Origin of the sequence: Flavobacterium araucananum, assembly GCF_002222055.1 — a bacterium.
GTDB lineage: Bacteria > Bacteroidota > Bacteroidia > Flavobacteriales > Flavobacteriaceae > Flavobacterium > Flavobacterium araucananum.
In genome coordinates, this window is the sequence record NZ_MUGS01000039.1 from 1 (window position 1) to 17,153 (window position 17,153).

The window sequence follows — 17,153 nt, forward strand, 5'->3', positions numbered from 1 at the left end:
AATCCGCCAAATCCGTGGGCCAAAAAAAATCTAGCTATTTCCTTTTTGATAATCTGCCAGAAAAGTTGCCAGACCAATATCTGTCAATGGGTGTTTCAATAAACCTTCGATAGCACTCAAAGGTCCGGTAATAACATCAGCGCCTGTTTTGGCACAATTAATAATGTGCATTACATTTCGAACCGAAGCTGCCAAAATCTGAGTTTCGAAACCATAATTATCATAGATTAATCGAATGTCTTCGATTAGAACCATACCATCAGTCGAGACATCATCTAACCGACCAATAAATGGCGAAACATACGTTGCACCTGCTTTTGCAGCAAGCAAAGCCTGTCCGGCAGAAAATATTAATGTACAATTGGTCCTGATGCCTTTGTTGGCAAAATAACGAATTGCTTTTACTCCTTCTTTTATCATCGGAATTTTTACCACAATCTGAGGATGTAATGCTGCCAATTTTTCTCCTTCGGCGATCATACCTTCAAAATCTGTTGCAATGACTTCGGCACTCACATCACCATCTACCAATTCGCAAATTTTTATATAATGATCTAAAATATTCTGAGCTCCCGTAATTCCTTCTTTTGCCATCAGGGACGGATTTGTCGTAACACCATCTAAAACCCCCAAATCATTTGCTTCTTTAATATCTTTTAGGTTTGCTGTATCTATAAAAAATTTCATTTTTTCTTTTTGTTTTATTAGATTAAAATTATTTTCTTGTAAACATTTAATGACTTCCTGAGCAGTATTATTAAATTCTAAATAGGTTTGTCCGGAACTATAAATAGAAGTATTACTGTGATTCTGGATTCAATTAAAAAATTAAGTGTAAAATTTACATTTACAAATGTATATAAAATTGTTTCACAAAAACAAAAAATTGTTTCCTTATTTTTTTTCCTAAAAAATTGATTATTTAATGCACTTAAACAAAAATAAATAGATTTTAAGCAATTTAAAGGGAGTTTCTCATAATGAGCGCTGATTTGTTTTCGATTTGTTCTTTCCTTCCTTTAAGCACCATATCTGCCAAAATTTTTCCCATCGTTTCAAATTGTGTAGAAATTGTTGTAATGCCGTTGGCTACAATCTTTTTTAATGGTGTTTCATTATAAGAAATAATTCCAAAATCTACGCCCAGCTTCAGATTTTGATCTCTTGCTTTTTCGATTACCCGAACTAAATCCCGGTCATTTGGGATAATGTACAAATCGCCCGAAGTAATTTCCCGATTGGTAAATTCTGTAATAATTTCCGAGTTAAAATTATATTGTTTACAAAAAGCTTCAAAACCCGTTTTCATTCCCAGAGGTTCTCTAAATCCCGGAAAAATCAATATCAGTTTTTTATACTTATTCAATCTTGTTTTGCCTTTAATCAGGCCTTCAAAAATATCTTTTTCGTGGTTTTGATAAATTGCGGGATACAATTTCAGCTCCGGATTGGTTTGATCCAGTATGATTACTTCGCCTACTGGTAGGGTTTTTATAAATCTGGCTACATCGTTTAAGTTGGTGGGCATAATGATGTATTTTGTATAGTTTCCGTTACTGTCGTTTATGAGTTTCTCGAAAACGGGAGCATTAAAATGATGAAAGAAAATATCGACCTGAACATTTTTTCCAATGTTCATTAAAAAGGAATTATAGATGTCTTCCTTAAAACTGTTTAATTCATCAAATAATAAAAAAACCTTTTGTTTTATAGTAGTTTCAACGCTTTTTACATAATATCCTTTGCCCGGAATGGCATATATTATACCTCTTTTTTTAAGTTCATCATACCCTAATAAAACGGTATCACGGGATAAAGAGAATGCCAGGCAAACTTTGTTTACGGAGGGAAGCCGATCGCCTTTTACCAATTTTTCTTCTTCAATTGCTTTTTCTATTGAAAGAATTATCTGCTTATATTTTGGTAAACCAATGTTATTTTGGATCGAAATAATATTCATAAAAAAAGGATTTTGGTGCAATATACAAAAAACTGGTAGGTACTGGTATGTAATCCTAATGAATGTTTCTATTTTTGAATTTCACTTTTGGCAAAAATAATATGAAAATAAAACATATATCTCATTTTCAAGACACATCTGTTTCTAAATTATTTGGTTTAACCCCAGATAACGAAGAAATACTGTCTTTTGAGTTATCAAATAAAAACGGAATGAAGGTGCAGATCATTAATTATGGTGCAACAATAACTTCTTTACAAATTCCGGTTTTAAATGGCGATCTTGTTGATGTTGTTTTGGGTTTTGATTCTCTTGAATCTTATCTTGCTTCTTATAATTTACCAAGTGCTCCTTATTTTGGTACAACCGTTGGGCGCTATGCCGGACGAATAAACAAAGGTCTTTTTACTTTAAATGATAAAACATATCAATTAAATACCAATAATAACCAAAATGCATTGCATGGCGGAAATATTGGTTTTGGAAAAAAATCATGGAATGTATCCAATATTACTTTCGGTAATAATCCATCGATAACAATGAGTCTTTCGAGTGCCGATTTAGACGAAAATTATCCGGGAGAATTACACGTAGATTTGACCTATACGGTAACCGAAGACAATGAATTGAAACTGGAATACAAAGCAACATCTACAGCAGATACAATTATAAATTTAACGCATCATAGTTATTTTAATCTTGATGGTCATGATTCTAATGTTCTGGATCAAACCATGTTTGTCGATGCTGATAAAATACTGGAAACAACTGTAGAAAACATTCCAACCGGAAATTTTACGGCTCTTGCAAATCATGATTTTGATTTTAGAACCGCAAAAAAATGTCCGGCTATAATAGATAATTCGTTTGTAATTGAATCCTCTAATGCTGTTGCTGCCCGATTGTACAGCTCAAAAAACAATTTGCAAATGAGCGTTTACACAGATCAGCCAAGTGTACATGTTTATGTAGGCGGATCTTGTTTTGATAAATTAAAAGGAAAAGAAAATGCAAATTATCATGCGTCAAGCGGAATTTGTTTTGAAACCCAGAACTTTCCGGACGCGCCAAATCATGAACATTTTCCAGATTCGGTTTTGAAAAAAGGTTCCGCATATCATCAAAAAACAGTTTATAAATTCGAAAATATAAACCAATAAAATTTAAAAAAGCACAAGATATTACCCTTTCAATTACCAAACAATGAATGACATTTTAATACAAAATACGACTACTTTTTTTGAAAAATCTTTTGGGACAACTCCTCAAAAAGTCGTGCTTTCTCCAGGAAGAATAAATATTATTGGAGAACATATTGATTATAATGACGGATATGTTTTGCCTGCTGCAATTGACAAGGTTATTTGTTTTGCTTTTGAGAAAAATGAGACTAAAAAATCTAAGATCATCGCTATCGATTTAAACGAAGAATTTGAAGCTGATCTAACTCAGGAAATCGTATTGAGCGACGTGGTCTGGACCAATTATATTCGTGGTGTCATCAAACAATTGCAAGACAACGGCTTTTTGTTCGAAGGTTTCAATTGTGTTTTTAGCAGTAATATTCCGGTGGGTTCAGGATTGTCGTCTTCGGCTGCTTTAGAATGCGGAATGATTTTTGGAATCGCAGCGCTTTTTGATCTTAAAATAGAAAAAACAGATATCGCTTTATTGGGACAAAAAGCAGAGCATTGGGTAGGTATTAATTGCGGTATTATGGACCAGTTTTCGAGCGTTCATGGTCTTGAAAATAAGGTTATAAAATTAGATTGCAATACGTTGGATTTTGAATACCACAATGCCGATTTTAAAGATTATTCGTTGGTTTTGTTTGATAGCAATGTAAAACATTCTCTTTTTACATCTGAATACAATACCCGAAGAATCGAGTGTGAACAAGGCTTAAAAATTATTAAAAATAATTTTCCTGAAGTAAAAAGCTTTAGAGATTGTACCGAAGTACAACTATTGAGTATTCAGGATAAAATAAATGAAACTGTTTTTAAAAGGGTGCATTTTGTTGTAAAGGAAATTAACCGCGTCATAAAAGCATGTGAGGCTTTGGACAACGGCAATATTGAGCTTTTAGGACAATTGCTTTTTGAGACTCATTATGGCTTATCGCAAGAATATGAGGTAAGTTGTGCTGAGCTGGATATGCTGGTTGATACGGCAAAAAAAGATCCTGCAATTATAGGTTCTCGCTTAATGGGAGGTGGTTTTGGGGGGTGTACCATCAATTTAATTAAAAAAGGTCACGAAAATGAGGTAAAAAGTAAGTTTTCAAATCTTTATTTAGATACATTTGGGATTGAATTAAAATTTTATGATGTAAAAATCTCAAACGGAACAACACTCCTTTAATACCTCAGCAAACAATGAAAAATTTTGACATTAACGAAGATCCTCACAGACGTTTTAATCCCTTACTTAACGAATGGGTTTTAGTATCCCCTCATCGCGCAAAACGCCCGTGGCAAGGACAAAACGAAAAAATTACAACTGAAACATTACCAAAGCACGACCCGAACTGCTATTTATGCCCGGGAAATGTTCGTGCAAACGGGGTAAACAATCCAAACTACGATGGCAGCTTTGTGTTCGAAAATGATTTTGCCGCCATGAAACAGGACGAAATTATTTTTGAAGAAGATATTAAGCATACCTTCTTTAAGGCAAAACCGGAACAAGGTATTTCGAGAGTCGTTTGCTTTTCGCCAAGACATGATCTTACATTACCGGAAATGGAAATTGAAGGTATCGAAAACATCATTGCTACGTGGCAAAAGGAATACACTGATTTAGGAAATATCAAATATATCAATCACGTTCAGATTTTTGAAAATAAAGGAAGCATTATGGGATGTAGCAATCCGCATCCGCATGGACAAATTTGGGCGCAATCATCATTGCCTACTCAGGTAGAAAAAACGCAAAATAGCCTTAAAGCTTATTTTGATAAAAATAAAAGAACGCTTCTTGAAGATTATCTTCAAGCCGAATTAAGAAATGGTGAACGCATTGTGATCGAAAATGATCATTTTGTAGCATTGGTTCCGTTTTGGGCAATCTGGCCTTATGAAACTATAATTATAAGCAAAAGAGCTCTTAATAAGATTACTGATTTTACTGCCGAAGAAACCAATTCTTTTGCTAAAATCTTAAAGCAATTAACCATAAAGTACGACAACTTGTTTAGTACCTCGTTTCCTTATTCATCAGGAATTCATCAAGCGCCAACAGATAGCTTAGAACATCCGGAATGGCATTTTCACATGCATTTTTATCCACCATTATTAAGATCTGCAACGGTAAAAAAATTCATGGTTGGATACGAAATGTTGGGCGAATCGCAACGAGATATTACACCCGAAAAAAGTGCCGAAACTTTAAGACAACAATCAGATGTGCATTATAAACTAAATATTAAATAAGCAGCAAAAAATCATTTTGAAGAATGGTCATTTTAAAATTTAACATAATAATTTGTTTATAAATGTAAAAAACACATTTGTTGTTGGGGTCTGTATGATAATTTGTTTTACATTTGGCTTTGACTCTCATTTTAATAAAAAAAAGACATAATAAAAACATATATCACATTTTTAAACTCATACTACTAACAAATCACAGTTTAAAAATACAATAAATTAATAATTCTTAAAACCCAATAAAACAAACAATCACCTATACTAATTTTTAAAATACTACTAACAATGAACCAGAACCTTGCTGTCGCAGATTATGCGGTTTTTATTATTTATTTTATCGTAGTTTCTGCCTACGGTTTTACTGTTTACCGTAAACGTAAACAGGACGAACAAGATGCCAAAGCATACTTTTTGGCCGAAGGAAACTTAACATGGTGGGCAATCGGAGCGTCTTTAATTGCCTCAAATATTTCGGCAGAACAATTCATCGGGATGAGCGGTGAAGGTTTCTTTTTAGGAATCGCTGTTGCTGCTTACGAATGGATTGCTGCTATTGCTTTAATTATTGTAGCTGTATGGTTTATTCCTGTATATCTTAAAAACAAGATTTACACCATGCCACAATTCTTAAAAACACGTTACAATGAATCTACTGCATTAATCATGGCGGTTTTCTGGTTGTTTTTGTATGTATTTGTAAACTTAACTTCTATACTATATTTAGGAGCTGTTGCGATCAATGGTTTGGCCGGCGGAGAGTATCTGCATGTTATCATGATTGGTTTAGCCATATTTGCTTTATTTATCTCTTTAGGAGGTATGAAAGTAGTGGCTTATACAGATGTAATTCAGGTTGCCGTATTAATCATAGGCGGTTTGGTAACTTCGTATATTGCCTTAACAACGGTTGGACAATATTTTGGAGTGGGCGAAAATGCTATTGCCGGTTTCAAAGTTTTAATGAGAGAAGCTCCTGAGCATTTTAAAATGATTATCCCAAAACCAACTGCAACATCTTCTCAGCTTGATATTGATAAATACCTGACCTTCCCGGGTTTGATGTCGTACCTTGCCGGTATCTGGATCATCAACTTAAACTACTGGGGTTGTAACCAATATATTACTCAAAGAGCTCTTGGTGCTGATTTGCAAACGGCCCGTACAGGTATTTTATTTGCAGGAATGCTAAAATTATTAATGCCGGTAATCGTAATGTTACCAGGTATTGCGGCTTATGTTTTATACCAAAACGGACATTTGCCTCAATTGGTTGGAGGAAAAGATGGCGCTTACTCTGCGGTATTAACTTTCTTGCCAACAGGTTTAAAAGGGCTTTCGGTAGCAGCGTTGACAGCTGCAATTGTAGCTTCGTTAGCCGGAAAAGTAAACAGTATCTCGACTATTTATACTTTAGATATTCATAAAAAATATATCCAGAAAGAAGCGGGCGAAAAACAACAGGTAAATATTGGTCGAATTGCCGTTTTTGCTGCAATGCTTTTGGCAGTATTATTTACATGGAATGATATTTTGGGAATTGGAGGCGTTGGAGGATTTACTTATATCCAGAAATACACCGGATTTATTAGCCCGGGAGTTTTTGCAATGTTCGTTTTAGGTATGTTCTGGAAAAGAACTACGGGAGCTGCTGCAATTGTGGGTGTAATTTTAGGATTTGTATTATCTGTACTATTCAACGAATATGCTCCAATGCTTTTTGGAAACGAGACCTTATTATACACTGCTTATCCTAACGGAAAAGGAGCATACGAAATTCCGTTTCATATCTGTATGGGATTGTCTTTCTTATTTACCACTTTGGTTATGGTTGCAATGAGTTTTGCAGGACCAAAAATTAATCCTAAAGCATTTGATATAGACTCTGAAATGTTTAAGGTAAAACCACAAACTACTGTTTTAATCGTAATTACATTATTGATTATTGTGGCTTTGTATGTTAAATTCTGGTAGTACTATTTTTTACTATATTATTTTTTGAAGAAAAAAGAGGATGTCATTCGGCATCCTCTTTTTGTTTACAAATGATTTTTAATACATTTGATTTCTAACCATCTAACTAAAACCAACCAGCATTAAAAAATGAAAAAACTATTTTTTACATTATTCCTTATTTCCGGAGCTGCGTTTTCTCAGGATATGAATGTCGTTAAGGGAAACTTTGATTTCCTAAAAGATCAAAAAGAAAACAAACCTGAAGCTCAATATGTAGAAGAACACAAAGCTGACTTAGATAAAAAAGCATACAAATAAAAATTATATAATATCGCGTAGGAATACCTCATCAGTAGAAAAAAAATAATTGTTTCGCATTGCATCATATAAGGCCACCTCTTTTTACAGAAATAATACATTTACCCAAATCAAACGTTCCTACTGAACGATCTATAACCGCAATTCAAATTCATTACTACCGATCAAACATTCCTATAAAATAATTTTTTTTAAAAGAGGCTCTCCGAAAAGTAGTTCTTTAGACAGCCTTTTTTACTATTACTTGACAGTTTTAGAAAACAGGATAGATAATTGCTCCTGCGGAGCATCCTATTTATAGTAAATTTAAAGGGTTTGGGGCAAAGCTACAGCGTAGCGATATTTTGGTTTTTCTTCAGATTGTTATATATGTCACCCGCCGCCGCGGGTTATTGAAATATGAATATTGAAATTTCTATAAATATGTCGCCCTTCCAGGACTTAGAGTATCATAAACTTACTGCCTGATTATTGAAATAGAATGTGAGCCCGGAGAGAATTCCCCCACTGCGAAGTCTACCAACTTTGTTTAGCCTCAATAGTCTTTCTTACACATCTTTCTCGCTACGAAGTCGGGAGACTACGCAGAGTGGATTATTAAAAAAAGCTTATCAATAGTATTTTACCAAAATATTTGTTTTTTACCCGTAACTATTCTAAAGAATTTTAAATACCTTTGAATTATGAGCACAGCAATAAAACCAAAGCATATAGGCCGAAATATCAGCCGTATCAGAGAACTTCGCGGTATTAAACAAGAAATACTTGCAGAAGCTATTGGAGTAAGCCAGCAAACGGTTTCCAGCCTTGAAGGAAGTGAGGAAATTGAGAATAAAAAGCTCGTAGAAATAGCAAAAGCACTTGGTGTTACTGTAGAAGCAATTGAAAATTTTTCAGAAGAAAATATGATTAGTTATTTTAATACTTTCAACGATAGTCCTAATAATTTTTTTGCAAATAATAACAACACTTGTACATTTAATCCTCTTGATAAAGTGGTTGAACTTTACGAACGTTTAGTTCAGGTTGAAAAAGAAAAGAATGAATATTTAGAACGAATGCTAAAAGAAAAATAATATTCTTAGAAGAACGTTTTTATAAAAAATGCGCAAAGATCTTTTAGATTTTGCGCATTTTATGTTTTATAAAAATATAAAACAGTTTTAGAGATCCTTTTTAATTTTACCATCAAACTCTTTTTCCGTTATATATTTCCAGCTGAGTATATTGCCTTGCTTCCATTTTCCATTCAAGAAAACAAATTCAAATAAATCATCTACCTCATAACCTTTTTTTTTAAAAAAATATAAATTATCATTTTCATTTGGTATAAAATCAAAGTCAAAGCAATTTTTTGAGTTTAATTGATTAACCACAAATTGTGAGGTTAAGCCGCTCCCCAGATCAGAACGTGGCTGTTCAAATATTCCCATAATATCTCCTCGTCTAAAATCGATAAAACGCTTCAATTCCCAGACATATTGAAATTCATCTACTTGATCGCCTTTTTTATTTTCTTTAGAGTTTTCGTAATCATTTGTTTTCTCTTCACAAGTACATAAGATAAATCCTTTGTTAAAATCACACATAAAAATTTGAATTATTGGTTATTAAATTTATAGCTGTTTATTTATACTTTTTATGGCTTACATTCTTACTCTCAATATATAGCTAATTTATTTAATATAAAACAAAACTTACAAAAGTAATTTTCTTGTTTTGTTAATCACCAAAAACAATAAAGCAGTTTCACGAATTGTAAAACTGCTTTATTTATTGTTACCCCCAAAAAAAAATTATCTACAAACCTATTCTTTACTTGCTTCGGCTTTCTGCATATTCAGTAAATACGCCATATTCTTAATTACATGATCGTGTTTTTTTACAAAAGGATTCTCTTCGTTCCAGACATACCCTGCCAAGACTGAACATATTTTTTCTTTTACTTCCGGATTTTCCGGTTGGTGAAAAAATAAAGTCTGAAGATTTCCGGTATACCATTCTTTCACGTAAGTGGTAAAAACAGCAATTCCGCGTTTCATGTATTCTGTAAATTCAACTTCCCAGTTTACTTCAATTCCTTGAGATTCTTTGAGGTATAATTTTGCTGCCAGCATTCCGGATTCTGTCGCAAAAGCAACTCCTGACGAAAAAACAGGATCTAAGAATTCAGAACTGTTTCCCGTAAGGGCAAAACCATCACCGTACATTCTTTTTACGGCTCTTGAATAATTCTCCAGTTTTACGGGTTCAAACAAAAACTCAGTTCCTTTAAATCTTTTAATATAATAATCCGATAACTGAATCGCATTTCGCAAAGCTTCGGCATTGTCTTTATTTTCAGAAAGTGAATTGATAAAATCCGTTGGCCCCACAACTCCTAAACTTGTATTACCGTTCGAAAACGGAATTACCCATAACCAAACTTCGGTTTCCAAAATATCAAAAGAAATCTGAGTTCCCTCCTCGCCTTCGGTTCTGTTAATATCTTTTACGTGTGTAAATATTGAAGAATGCGGATCTAGTTGCGATGGCGTATCAAGATCTAAAAGCCTTGGTAAGACACGACCATATCCGCTCGAATCAATGATAAATTTAGCATGGATTTCTTTTAGATTTCCGTCCTTATCTTTTACGATTGTTTTAGAATTTTTGCCTTCAAAAGAAACTTCCAATACTTCTGATTCAAATTCAAGATCGATCCCTTTTCTTATTACTTCCTGCGCCATAGTATGGTCAAAATCAGCCCTTGGCACCTGCCAGGTCCAATCCCAGCCTTCGCCAAATTTTTTACTGAAATCAAAAACACAAATCTCTTCTCCTCTTATAAAACGGGCTCCTAATTTTTTTTCAAAATTCATGGCATCGAGACTCTCAAAAAGCTCAGCCTCAGCAAAATGATCCATCACTCGCGGTATAAGACTTTCGCCAACTACCAGCCTTGGAAACTTTGTTTTTTCAACAACTTTTATCTTAACATTGTTTTTATGAAGATACGATGCTGACACACATCCGGAAGGTCCTGCACCAATCACCAAAACATCAACAAACTCCTTTATCATATTAAAAATATTATCAATTATTAGCCTACATTTGCCATCATCAAAATAACTACATTTATTTTGATAAATAAAATTAAATTAGCACAACCAAAAACAATTTAATGAATACAATTAATGAATATTTAAGTTTAGCAGAATTCGAATCCATCATTTTTGGAAATAACAAAGTTTCGATAAGCGATGCTGTATTAAACCGAGTGAATGAAAGCTTCAATTTCCTGAAGGAATTTTCAGGAAACAAAGTAATATATGGTGTAAATACAGGTTTTGGGCCAATGGCACAATACCGAATTAAGGAGTCTGACCAGATTCAATTGCAATACAATTTAATTAGAAGTCACTCTTCAGGAACAGGAAAACCTTTGAGTCCTGTTTGCGCAAAAGCAGCAATTTTAGCCCGATTAAATACACTTTCTTTAGGTAATTCCGGTGTTCACCCATCTGTAATTCACCTTATGGCAGAGTTGATCAACAAAGATATTACACCTCTTATTTTTGAGCACGGTGGTGTTGGTGCCAGCGGAGATTTAGTACAATTATCACACTTAGCTTTGGTCCTAATTGGCGAAGGCGAAGTTTTTTATAAAGGAGACAGAAGACCAACTCCTGAAGTTTTTGAGATTGAAGGTTTAAAACCTATTCAGGTAGAAATCAGAGAAGGTCTGGCTTTAATAAACGGTACATCTGTAATGACCGGAATTGGAGTTGTAAATGTACACCATGCCAATAAACTATTAGACTGGTCATTAAAAGCTTCCTGCGCTATAAACGAATTGGTTCAGGCTTATGATGATCACTTTTCTGAAGAATTAAACCAAACCAAACGCCATAAAGGGCAACAGGAAGTAGCGGCAAGAATGAGACAAAATCTTTCTGACAGTACTTTGATCCGTAAAAGAGAAGACCATTTATATTCTGGCGAAAACACAGAGGAAATTTTCAAAGAAAAAGTACAGGAATATTATTCGTTGCGTTGTGTGCCTCAAATTTTAGGTCCGGTTTTAGAAACAATAAACAATGTAGCTTCTATCCTGGAAGACGAATTTAACTCGGCAAACGACAACCCAATTATAGACGTAAAAAACAAACACGTTTATCATGGAGGAAACTTTCACGGCGATTATATTTCGCTTGAAATGGATAAACTTAAAATTGTTATTACCAAATTGACCATGTTGGCAGAACGTCAGTTAAATTATTTACTGAATTCTAAAATCAACGAAATTCTTCCCCCATTTGTAAACCTGGGAACATTAGGATTTAATTTTGGTATGCAGGGCGTTCAGTTTACGGCAACCTCAACAACTGCCGAAAGCCAAATGTTATCAAACCCAATGTATGTGCACAGTATCCCGAACAACAATGACAATCAGGACATTGTAAGTATGGGAACCAATGCAGCAGTTATTACCTCAAAAGTAATCGAAAACTCTTTTGAAGTTTTGGCAATCGAACTCATTACAATCGTTCAGGCAATAGATTATTTAGTACAAAAAGATCAAATTTCATCGGTTACCAAAAAATGGTACGATGATATTAGAAACATAATTCCTGTATTTAAAGAAGATCAGGTTATGTATCCTTTTGTTCAAAAAGTAAAAGATTACCTGATCAACAGTTAAAACTTTATTTTACATTATTAATATTGAAACCTAAAAAACCATGAAAAAACCACTTATTTTTTTATTCGTATTATTTATTCAATTTGTTAATAGTCAAGAACTGGCTTTGGTTAAGAAAAACGCTAAAATTGGATATATTTCTAAAGACGGGAATTTTAAAATTGAACCTCAGTACAAATCAGCAAAAAGCTTCTCTGAAGGTTTGGCAGCTGTAGAAGACAATGGAAAATGGGGTTTTATTGACACAAAAGGAACCTGGGTAATTCCGGCAACTTTTAAGGATGCCAAAGATTTTAACAGCGGAATTGCAGTCGTACAAAAAGATAAGGAATGGGTTTATATCAATACAAAAGGAGAAGTTCTAAAAGCACCTGCATCAGACAAAGTATTTGATTTTAATGATGGTGTTGCTTTTATAAGACAAGGCGACAAAGTGGGATTGATCAATTCGAAAATGGCAGTTGTTTTAGAGCCAAAATACGATCAGATCAAATCGTTTGAAAATGGTTATGCAAGAGTTGAAAATAATAAAAAATGGGGAATCATTAATACTGCCGGTAAAGAATTAGTAGAGCCTGTTTATGACGAAATAGGAAATTATTTTAAAAATACAACCTGGGCAAGAAAAGATAAAACTTTTGGACTAGTAAGTTCCGGAAACTTTGTTATTGTAGATGGTGCAGACAAAATCTGGGATTTTGAAACTCAGGATTTAACGTATGCCAGAAAGAATGGTAAAATTGGTTTTATTGATTTAAGATCAAATTGGACTATTCTCCCTATATATGATAAAGCAAGAGCATTTTCGAAAAATTTAGCTCCGGTTTGTGTAGGTTCAAAATGGGGATATATTAACCCTAAAGCCGAATTTGTTGTTCCGCCAACCTATAGCGATGCCGAAGTTTTTAGTACAAACGGATTGGCTCCTGTAAAGGAAAAAAACTGGGGATTTATCAATGAATCAGGAAAATTAATAATCCCAACGCAATATGGTATTACTGCAAACGGATTCGTAATTGCTTTATTTGTACAACAAGACAAAGGTTTTATTGATGGTCTTGCAAGAGTAAAAAATGAAGGAAAATGGGGGTTTCTTAAACCGGACGGAACTGTTTTAGGCAACCAATGGTTTGAAAACGCGGAACTGTTTTCGCAAACAAAAGAAAGAAATAACACAAGCGAAATTGCCCCTGAAAAGCCAAAAGCAGAAACAAAGTCAGAGACAAAACCAGCAACAAAAGCAACTACAAAACCAGTAGCCAAAAAGAAGAAATAAAAATATATTAATATCGTATCGGCAATAAAAATGTGATACCATATCTGACCCATAAAAACAAATTCTACATATATGAAATGTGTATTAGTAACTGGCGGTTCAAGAGGAATTGGAAGTGCTATTTGTAAAAAATTAGCCGTAGATGCCAATTATCATATCCTGATTAACTACCACTCGAATAAAACAGCAGCCGAAGAAACACTTCTGGAAATACAAAAATTAGGAGCAACGGGAGAAATCCTGGGTTTTGATGTTTCTAATTTCGACGAAGTACAAAAAATATTAACGCAATGGCAGGAAGCAAATCCTGACGCCATTGTAGAGGCAATTGTAAACAATGCCGGAATTACAAAAGACGGTCTTTTTATGTGGATGACTCCTCAGGACTGGAGCGGAGTTATGAATACAAGCGTAAACGGATTTTTTAATGTAACGCAGTTTTTAATTCAAAAAATGTTGCGCAATAAATACGGCCGAATTGTAAATATAGTATCCGTTTCTGGCGTAAAAGGAACGGCCGGACAAACCAATTATTCAGCAGCAAAAGGTGCGATTGTTGCAGCAACAAAAGCACTGGCTCAAGAAGTTGCCAAACGAAATATTACCGTAAATGCTGTTGCTCCGGGGTTTATAAGAACGGATATGACAAGCCAACTAGACGAAAAAGAATTATTAAAACTAATTCCGGTAAATCGTTTTGGCGAAGCCGAAGAAGTAGCAGATTTAGTAAGTTTCTTGATTTCAAAAAAAGCAAGCTACATTACAGGCGAAATTATCAATATAAACGGAGGAATATATTCTTAAAAATATTTTAAACACATAGAAATACAGCTTTTTATGTGATAAGAATACCAAAGAAAACACATTCCTTTCACATAGATCGCTATGTGTATTTCAAACTAAGTAAAATGCCTATTTTGAGTGTACAAAAGCTATGTTTCTATGTGTTGAAAAAAAACACGTAACGGATATAAAATTACTTTGAAAGATGATGAATAAGAGAGTTGTAATTACCGGAATGGGAATTTATTCTTGTATCGGAACTTCTTTAGAGGAAGTAAAAGAATCTTTATACAACGGGAAATCCGGGATTCAGTTTGATGCTGAAAGAAAAGAATTTGGATTTCAATCTGCCTTAACGGGAATGGTTCCGAAAGCCGATTTAAAAAATTTATTGACCCGCAGACAACGTATGAGTATTGGTGAAGAAACCGAGTATGCTTATATGGCCACAATCGAAGCCTTGAAAAATGCGAATATAGACGATGCTTTTTTTGATGATCGCGAAGTGGGAATCATGTACGGAAACGATAGTGTCTCAAAAGCTATTATTGATGCTACAGATATTGTTCGCGAGAAAAAAGATACTGCACTAATAGGTTCTGGCGCTATTTTTAAATCGATGAATTCTACCGTAACAATGAATTTGTCTACGATTTTTAAACTCCGCGGCATCAATCTAACTATAAGTGCTGCCTGTGCCAGTGGATCACATTCTATTGGGTTGGCTTATTTTTTAATAAAAAGTGGTTTTCAGGATATTATTATTACCGGAGGAGCTCAGGAGATCAATAAATATGCCATGAGCAGTTTTGATGGTTTGGGTGTTTTTTCGAATAGAGAAAATGAACCTGAAAAAGCTTCCCGCCCATTTGATGCTGATCGCGACGGATTAATTCCTAGTGGTGGCGGTGCAACGTTAATTCTCGAAAGTTACGAATCTGCGATTGCAAGAGGCGCAACTATTATTGCCGAAGTTGCAGGTTACGGGTTCTCCTCAAACGGAGGACACATCTCGACTCCTAATGTCGAAGGACCGTCTATAGCCATGCAACGAGCACTTGATGATGCCCAACTAAAAGCAACCGATATTGATTACATAAATGCGCATGCAACCTCAACACCTGTTGGAGACGGCAATGAAGCCAAAGCTATTTTTGAAGTCTTTGGTGAGAAAAATCCGTATGTAAGTTCGACAAAATCTATGACAGGTCACGAATGCTGGATGGCAGGAGCAAGCGAAGTAATCTATTCTATCTTAATGATGCAGCACGATTTCATTGCGCCAAACATTAATTTGGACAATCCTGATGAAGATGCAGCCAAATTAAATTTGGTTAAAACTACTTTAAACAAAAAATTTGACATATTTTTGTCCAATTCCTTCGGGTTCGGAGGAACCAACTCTGCGTTGGTGGTTAAAAAGTTTAAATTAAACGATGAATAAAGAAGAGATTATAGCAAGAATTAATGGTTTTTTAGTAGATGAATTTGAAGTAGATAATGATGATATTGAACCAGATGCTAATTTAAAAGACACACTTGGGTTAGATAGTTTAGACTATGTAGACTTGGTAGTTTCAATTGAAGCCAATTTTGGTGTAAAACTGGTTGAAGTAGATTTCGTAGGAATTGCTTCTTTTCAAAGTTTTTATGATCTTATTGAAAACAAATTAAAAGCCAAAACTGCTTAATGAGCAAATGGGATGGCAAATCAAAAGGAACTGTTTTAGGATATAGAATATTCGTTTTTTTAATACAAAAAGCGGGTGTTAAAGCTGCTTATGTTTTACTTTATTTTGTTGCTTCCTACTACTTTTTATTTCTAAAGAAAAGCAATAAAGCGATTTCCTATTATTTTAAAGAAAGACTAAAGTATTCTGCTTTCAAATCAAAAAAAATGGTTTTCAGGAGTTATTACACTTTTGGGCAAACCATTATTGATAAAATTTCCATTTCGGCAGGAATGCGAAATAAATTTACCTATGAATTTGACGGAATCGAAATCCTGAAAAATCTTTTGGCAGAAAAAAAAGGAGGCGTTTTAATCAGTGCTCATATTGGGAATTTTGAAATTGCCGAACATTTTTTAGGCGATATCGACATTGATTTTCAGATTAATCTGGTTACTACCGATCTGGAACATTCTGCTATTAAAAATTATCTGGAAAGCGTTACTCAAAAACCTACCGTTAAATTTATCATTATCAGAGATGATCTCTCTCATATTTTTGAAATCAATGCCGCACTTGCAAAAAACGAGTTGGTTTGTTTTACCGGAGATCGTTATTTTGAAGGCACTAAATCATTATCTGAAAAAATTCTGGATCAGGAAGCAAACTTCCCGGCTGGACCCTTTTTGATCGCTTCAAGATTAAAAGTTCCTGTAGTTTTTGTGTACGTCATGAAAGAGCCAAACCTGCATTATCACTTGTATGCACGAGAAGCGATAGTCAAACACCGTGACGAAAAAGGTTTATTAAAAGCCTATATCGAAAGCGTAGAATCTATGTTGACAAAATATCCATTGCAATGGTTCAACTACTTTGATTTTTGGAATCAACTCAAATAAAATGATCTCTTTAAAATCTGTGTGAAAAAATATTTAACACATAGCCTTAAGGCAAAGCTATGCGGTAATATTTTAAAATGAAATGTCTTTTAAGCTTTCTAGATCTATGCTTCTATGTGTTTAAATCAAAGCCATAGATTAAACAAGAAAATCTGCATAATCTGCGAGAAAAAACAATA

16 protein-coding genes are annotated in these 17,153 nt (G+C 34.1%); 12 read left to right on the top strand and 4 right to left on the bottom strand.

Annotation, left to right across the window (positions count from 1 at the left end; all coding sequences use genetic code 11):
- Positions 1-30: 30 nt before the first annotated feature.
- Together fsa and B0A64_RS17215 are read right to left on the bottom strand one after the other, a co-directional pair.
- Positions 31-687: a fructose-6-phosphate aldolase gene (fsa, locus tag B0A64_RS17210; protein ID WP_089480737.1), complete on the bottom strand. Its 657-nt coding sequence runs from the start codon at positions 685-687 to the stop codon at positions 31-33.
- Positions 688-961: 274 nt separating this feature from the next.
- Complete coding sequence (locus B0A64_RS17215) at positions 962-1,960, bottom strand: GntR family transcriptional regulator (protein WP_089480738.1); 999 nt, start codon at positions 1,958-1,960, stop codon at positions 962-964.
- A gap of 101 nt (positions 1,961-2,061) precedes the next feature.
- On the opposite strand from B0A64_RS17215, the gene B0A64_RS17220 reads away from it, so the two are divergent.
- The 6 genes from B0A64_RS17220 to B0A64_RS17245 all read left to right on the top strand — a co-directional run bounded on the left by B0A64_RS17220 (position 2,062) and on the right by B0A64_RS17245 (position 8,738).
- Positions 2,062-3,120: an aldose epimerase family protein gene (locus B0A64_RS17220; RefSeq protein WP_089480739.1), complete on the top strand. Its 1,059-nt coding sequence runs from the start codon at positions 2,062-2,064 to the stop codon at positions 3,118-3,120.
- A 43-nt stretch (positions 3,121-3,163) separates the two neighbouring features.
- The gene (gene galK, locus B0A64_RS17225; protein ID WP_089480740.1) at positions 3,164-4,324 is read left to right on the top strand and encodes a galactokinase; all 1,161 of its coding nucleotides are present in this window, start codon (positions 3,164-3,166) and stop codon (positions 4,322-4,324) included.
- Between the two features lie 14 nt (positions 4,325-4,338).
- Positions 4,339-5,394, top strand: a complete 1,056-nt coding sequence (locus B0A64_RS17230) for a UDP-glucose--hexose-1-phosphate uridylyltransferase (protein ID WP_089480741.1) — start codon at positions 4,339-4,341, stop codon at positions 5,392-5,394.
- A gap of 282 nt (positions 5,395-5,676) precedes the next feature.
- A complete protein-coding gene (locus B0A64_RS17235) occupies positions 5,677-7,362 on the top strand; it encodes a sodium/sugar symporter (protein WP_089480742.1) in 1,686 nt (561 codons plus the stop codon).
- A 129-nt stretch (positions 7,363-7,491) separates the two neighbouring features.
- Positions 7,492-7,662 (top strand): hypothetical protein, encoded by a 171-nt coding sequence (locus tag B0A64_RS25245; RefSeq protein ID WP_165769844.1) that lies wholly within the window; start codon positions 7,492-7,494, stop codon positions 7,660-7,662.
- Positions 7,663-8,345: 683 nt separating this feature from the next.
- Positions 8,346-8,738, top strand: coding sequence for a helix-turn-helix domain-containing protein (locus B0A64_RS17245; protein ID WP_089480743.1), 393 nt, complete (start codon positions 8,346-8,348; stop codon positions 8,736-8,738).
- Positions 8,739-8,825: 87 nt separating this feature from the next.
- Here the strand turns inward: B0A64_RS17245 and B0A64_RS17250 are convergent, their stop codons facing one another.
- Together B0A64_RS17250 and B0A64_RS17255 are read right to left on the bottom strand one after the other, a co-directional pair.
- On the bottom strand, positions 8,826-9,251 hold the full coding sequence (locus tag B0A64_RS17250; protein WP_089480744.1) for a hypothetical protein: 426 nt from the start codon (positions 9,249-9,251) through the stop codon (positions 8,826-8,828).
- Between the two features lie 219 nt (positions 9,252-9,470).
- A complete protein-coding gene (locus tag B0A64_RS17255) occupies positions 9,471-10,724 on the bottom strand; it encodes an NAD(P)/FAD-dependent oxidoreductase (protein ID WP_089480745.1) in 1,254 nt (417 codons plus the stop codon).
- Between the two features lie 101 nt (positions 10,725-10,825).
- Here B0A64_RS17255 and B0A64_RS17260 point away from each other — a divergent pair, with 101 nt between their 5' ends.
- From B0A64_RS17260 to B0A64_RS17285, 6 genes are all read left to right on the top strand, one after another.
- Complete coding sequence (locus B0A64_RS17260; protein ID WP_089480746.1) at positions 10,826-12,346, top strand: HAL/PAL/TAL family ammonia-lyase; 1,521 nt, start codon at positions 10,826-10,828, stop codon at positions 12,344-12,346.
- Between the two features lie 40 nt (positions 12,347-12,386).
- Positions 12,387-13,622: a WG repeat-containing protein gene (locus tag B0A64_RS17265; protein ID WP_089480747.1), complete on the top strand. Its 1,236-nt coding sequence runs from the start codon at positions 12,387-12,389 to the stop codon at positions 13,620-13,622.
- 72 nt (positions 13,623-13,694) lie between these two features.
- Entirely contained in the window at positions 13,695-14,426 is a 732-nt protein-coding gene (gene fabG / locus B0A64_RS17270; protein WP_089480748.1) for a 3-oxoacyl-ACP reductase FabG, read from the top strand.
- A 187-nt stretch (positions 14,427-14,613) separates the two neighbouring features.
- Positions 14,614-15,849, top strand: coding sequence for a beta-ketoacyl-[acyl-carrier-protein] synthase family protein (locus B0A64_RS17275; protein ID WP_089480838.1), 1,236 nt, complete (start codon positions 14,614-14,616; stop codon positions 15,847-15,849).
- Positions 15,842-16,096, top strand: coding sequence for an acyl carrier protein (locus B0A64_RS17280; RefSeq protein ID WP_055097667.1), 255 nt, complete (start codon positions 15,842-15,844; stop codon positions 16,094-16,096). The genes B0A64_RS17275 and B0A64_RS17280 overlap by 8 nt, the downstream gene beginning before the upstream one ends.
- Complete coding sequence (locus tag B0A64_RS17285; protein WP_089480749.1) at positions 16,096-16,974, top strand: LpxL/LpxP family acyltransferase; 879 nt, start codon at positions 16,096-16,098, stop codon at positions 16,972-16,974. The genes B0A64_RS17280 and B0A64_RS17285 overlap by 1 nt, the downstream gene beginning before the upstream one ends.
- Positions 16,975-17,153 lie beyond the last annotated feature (179 nt).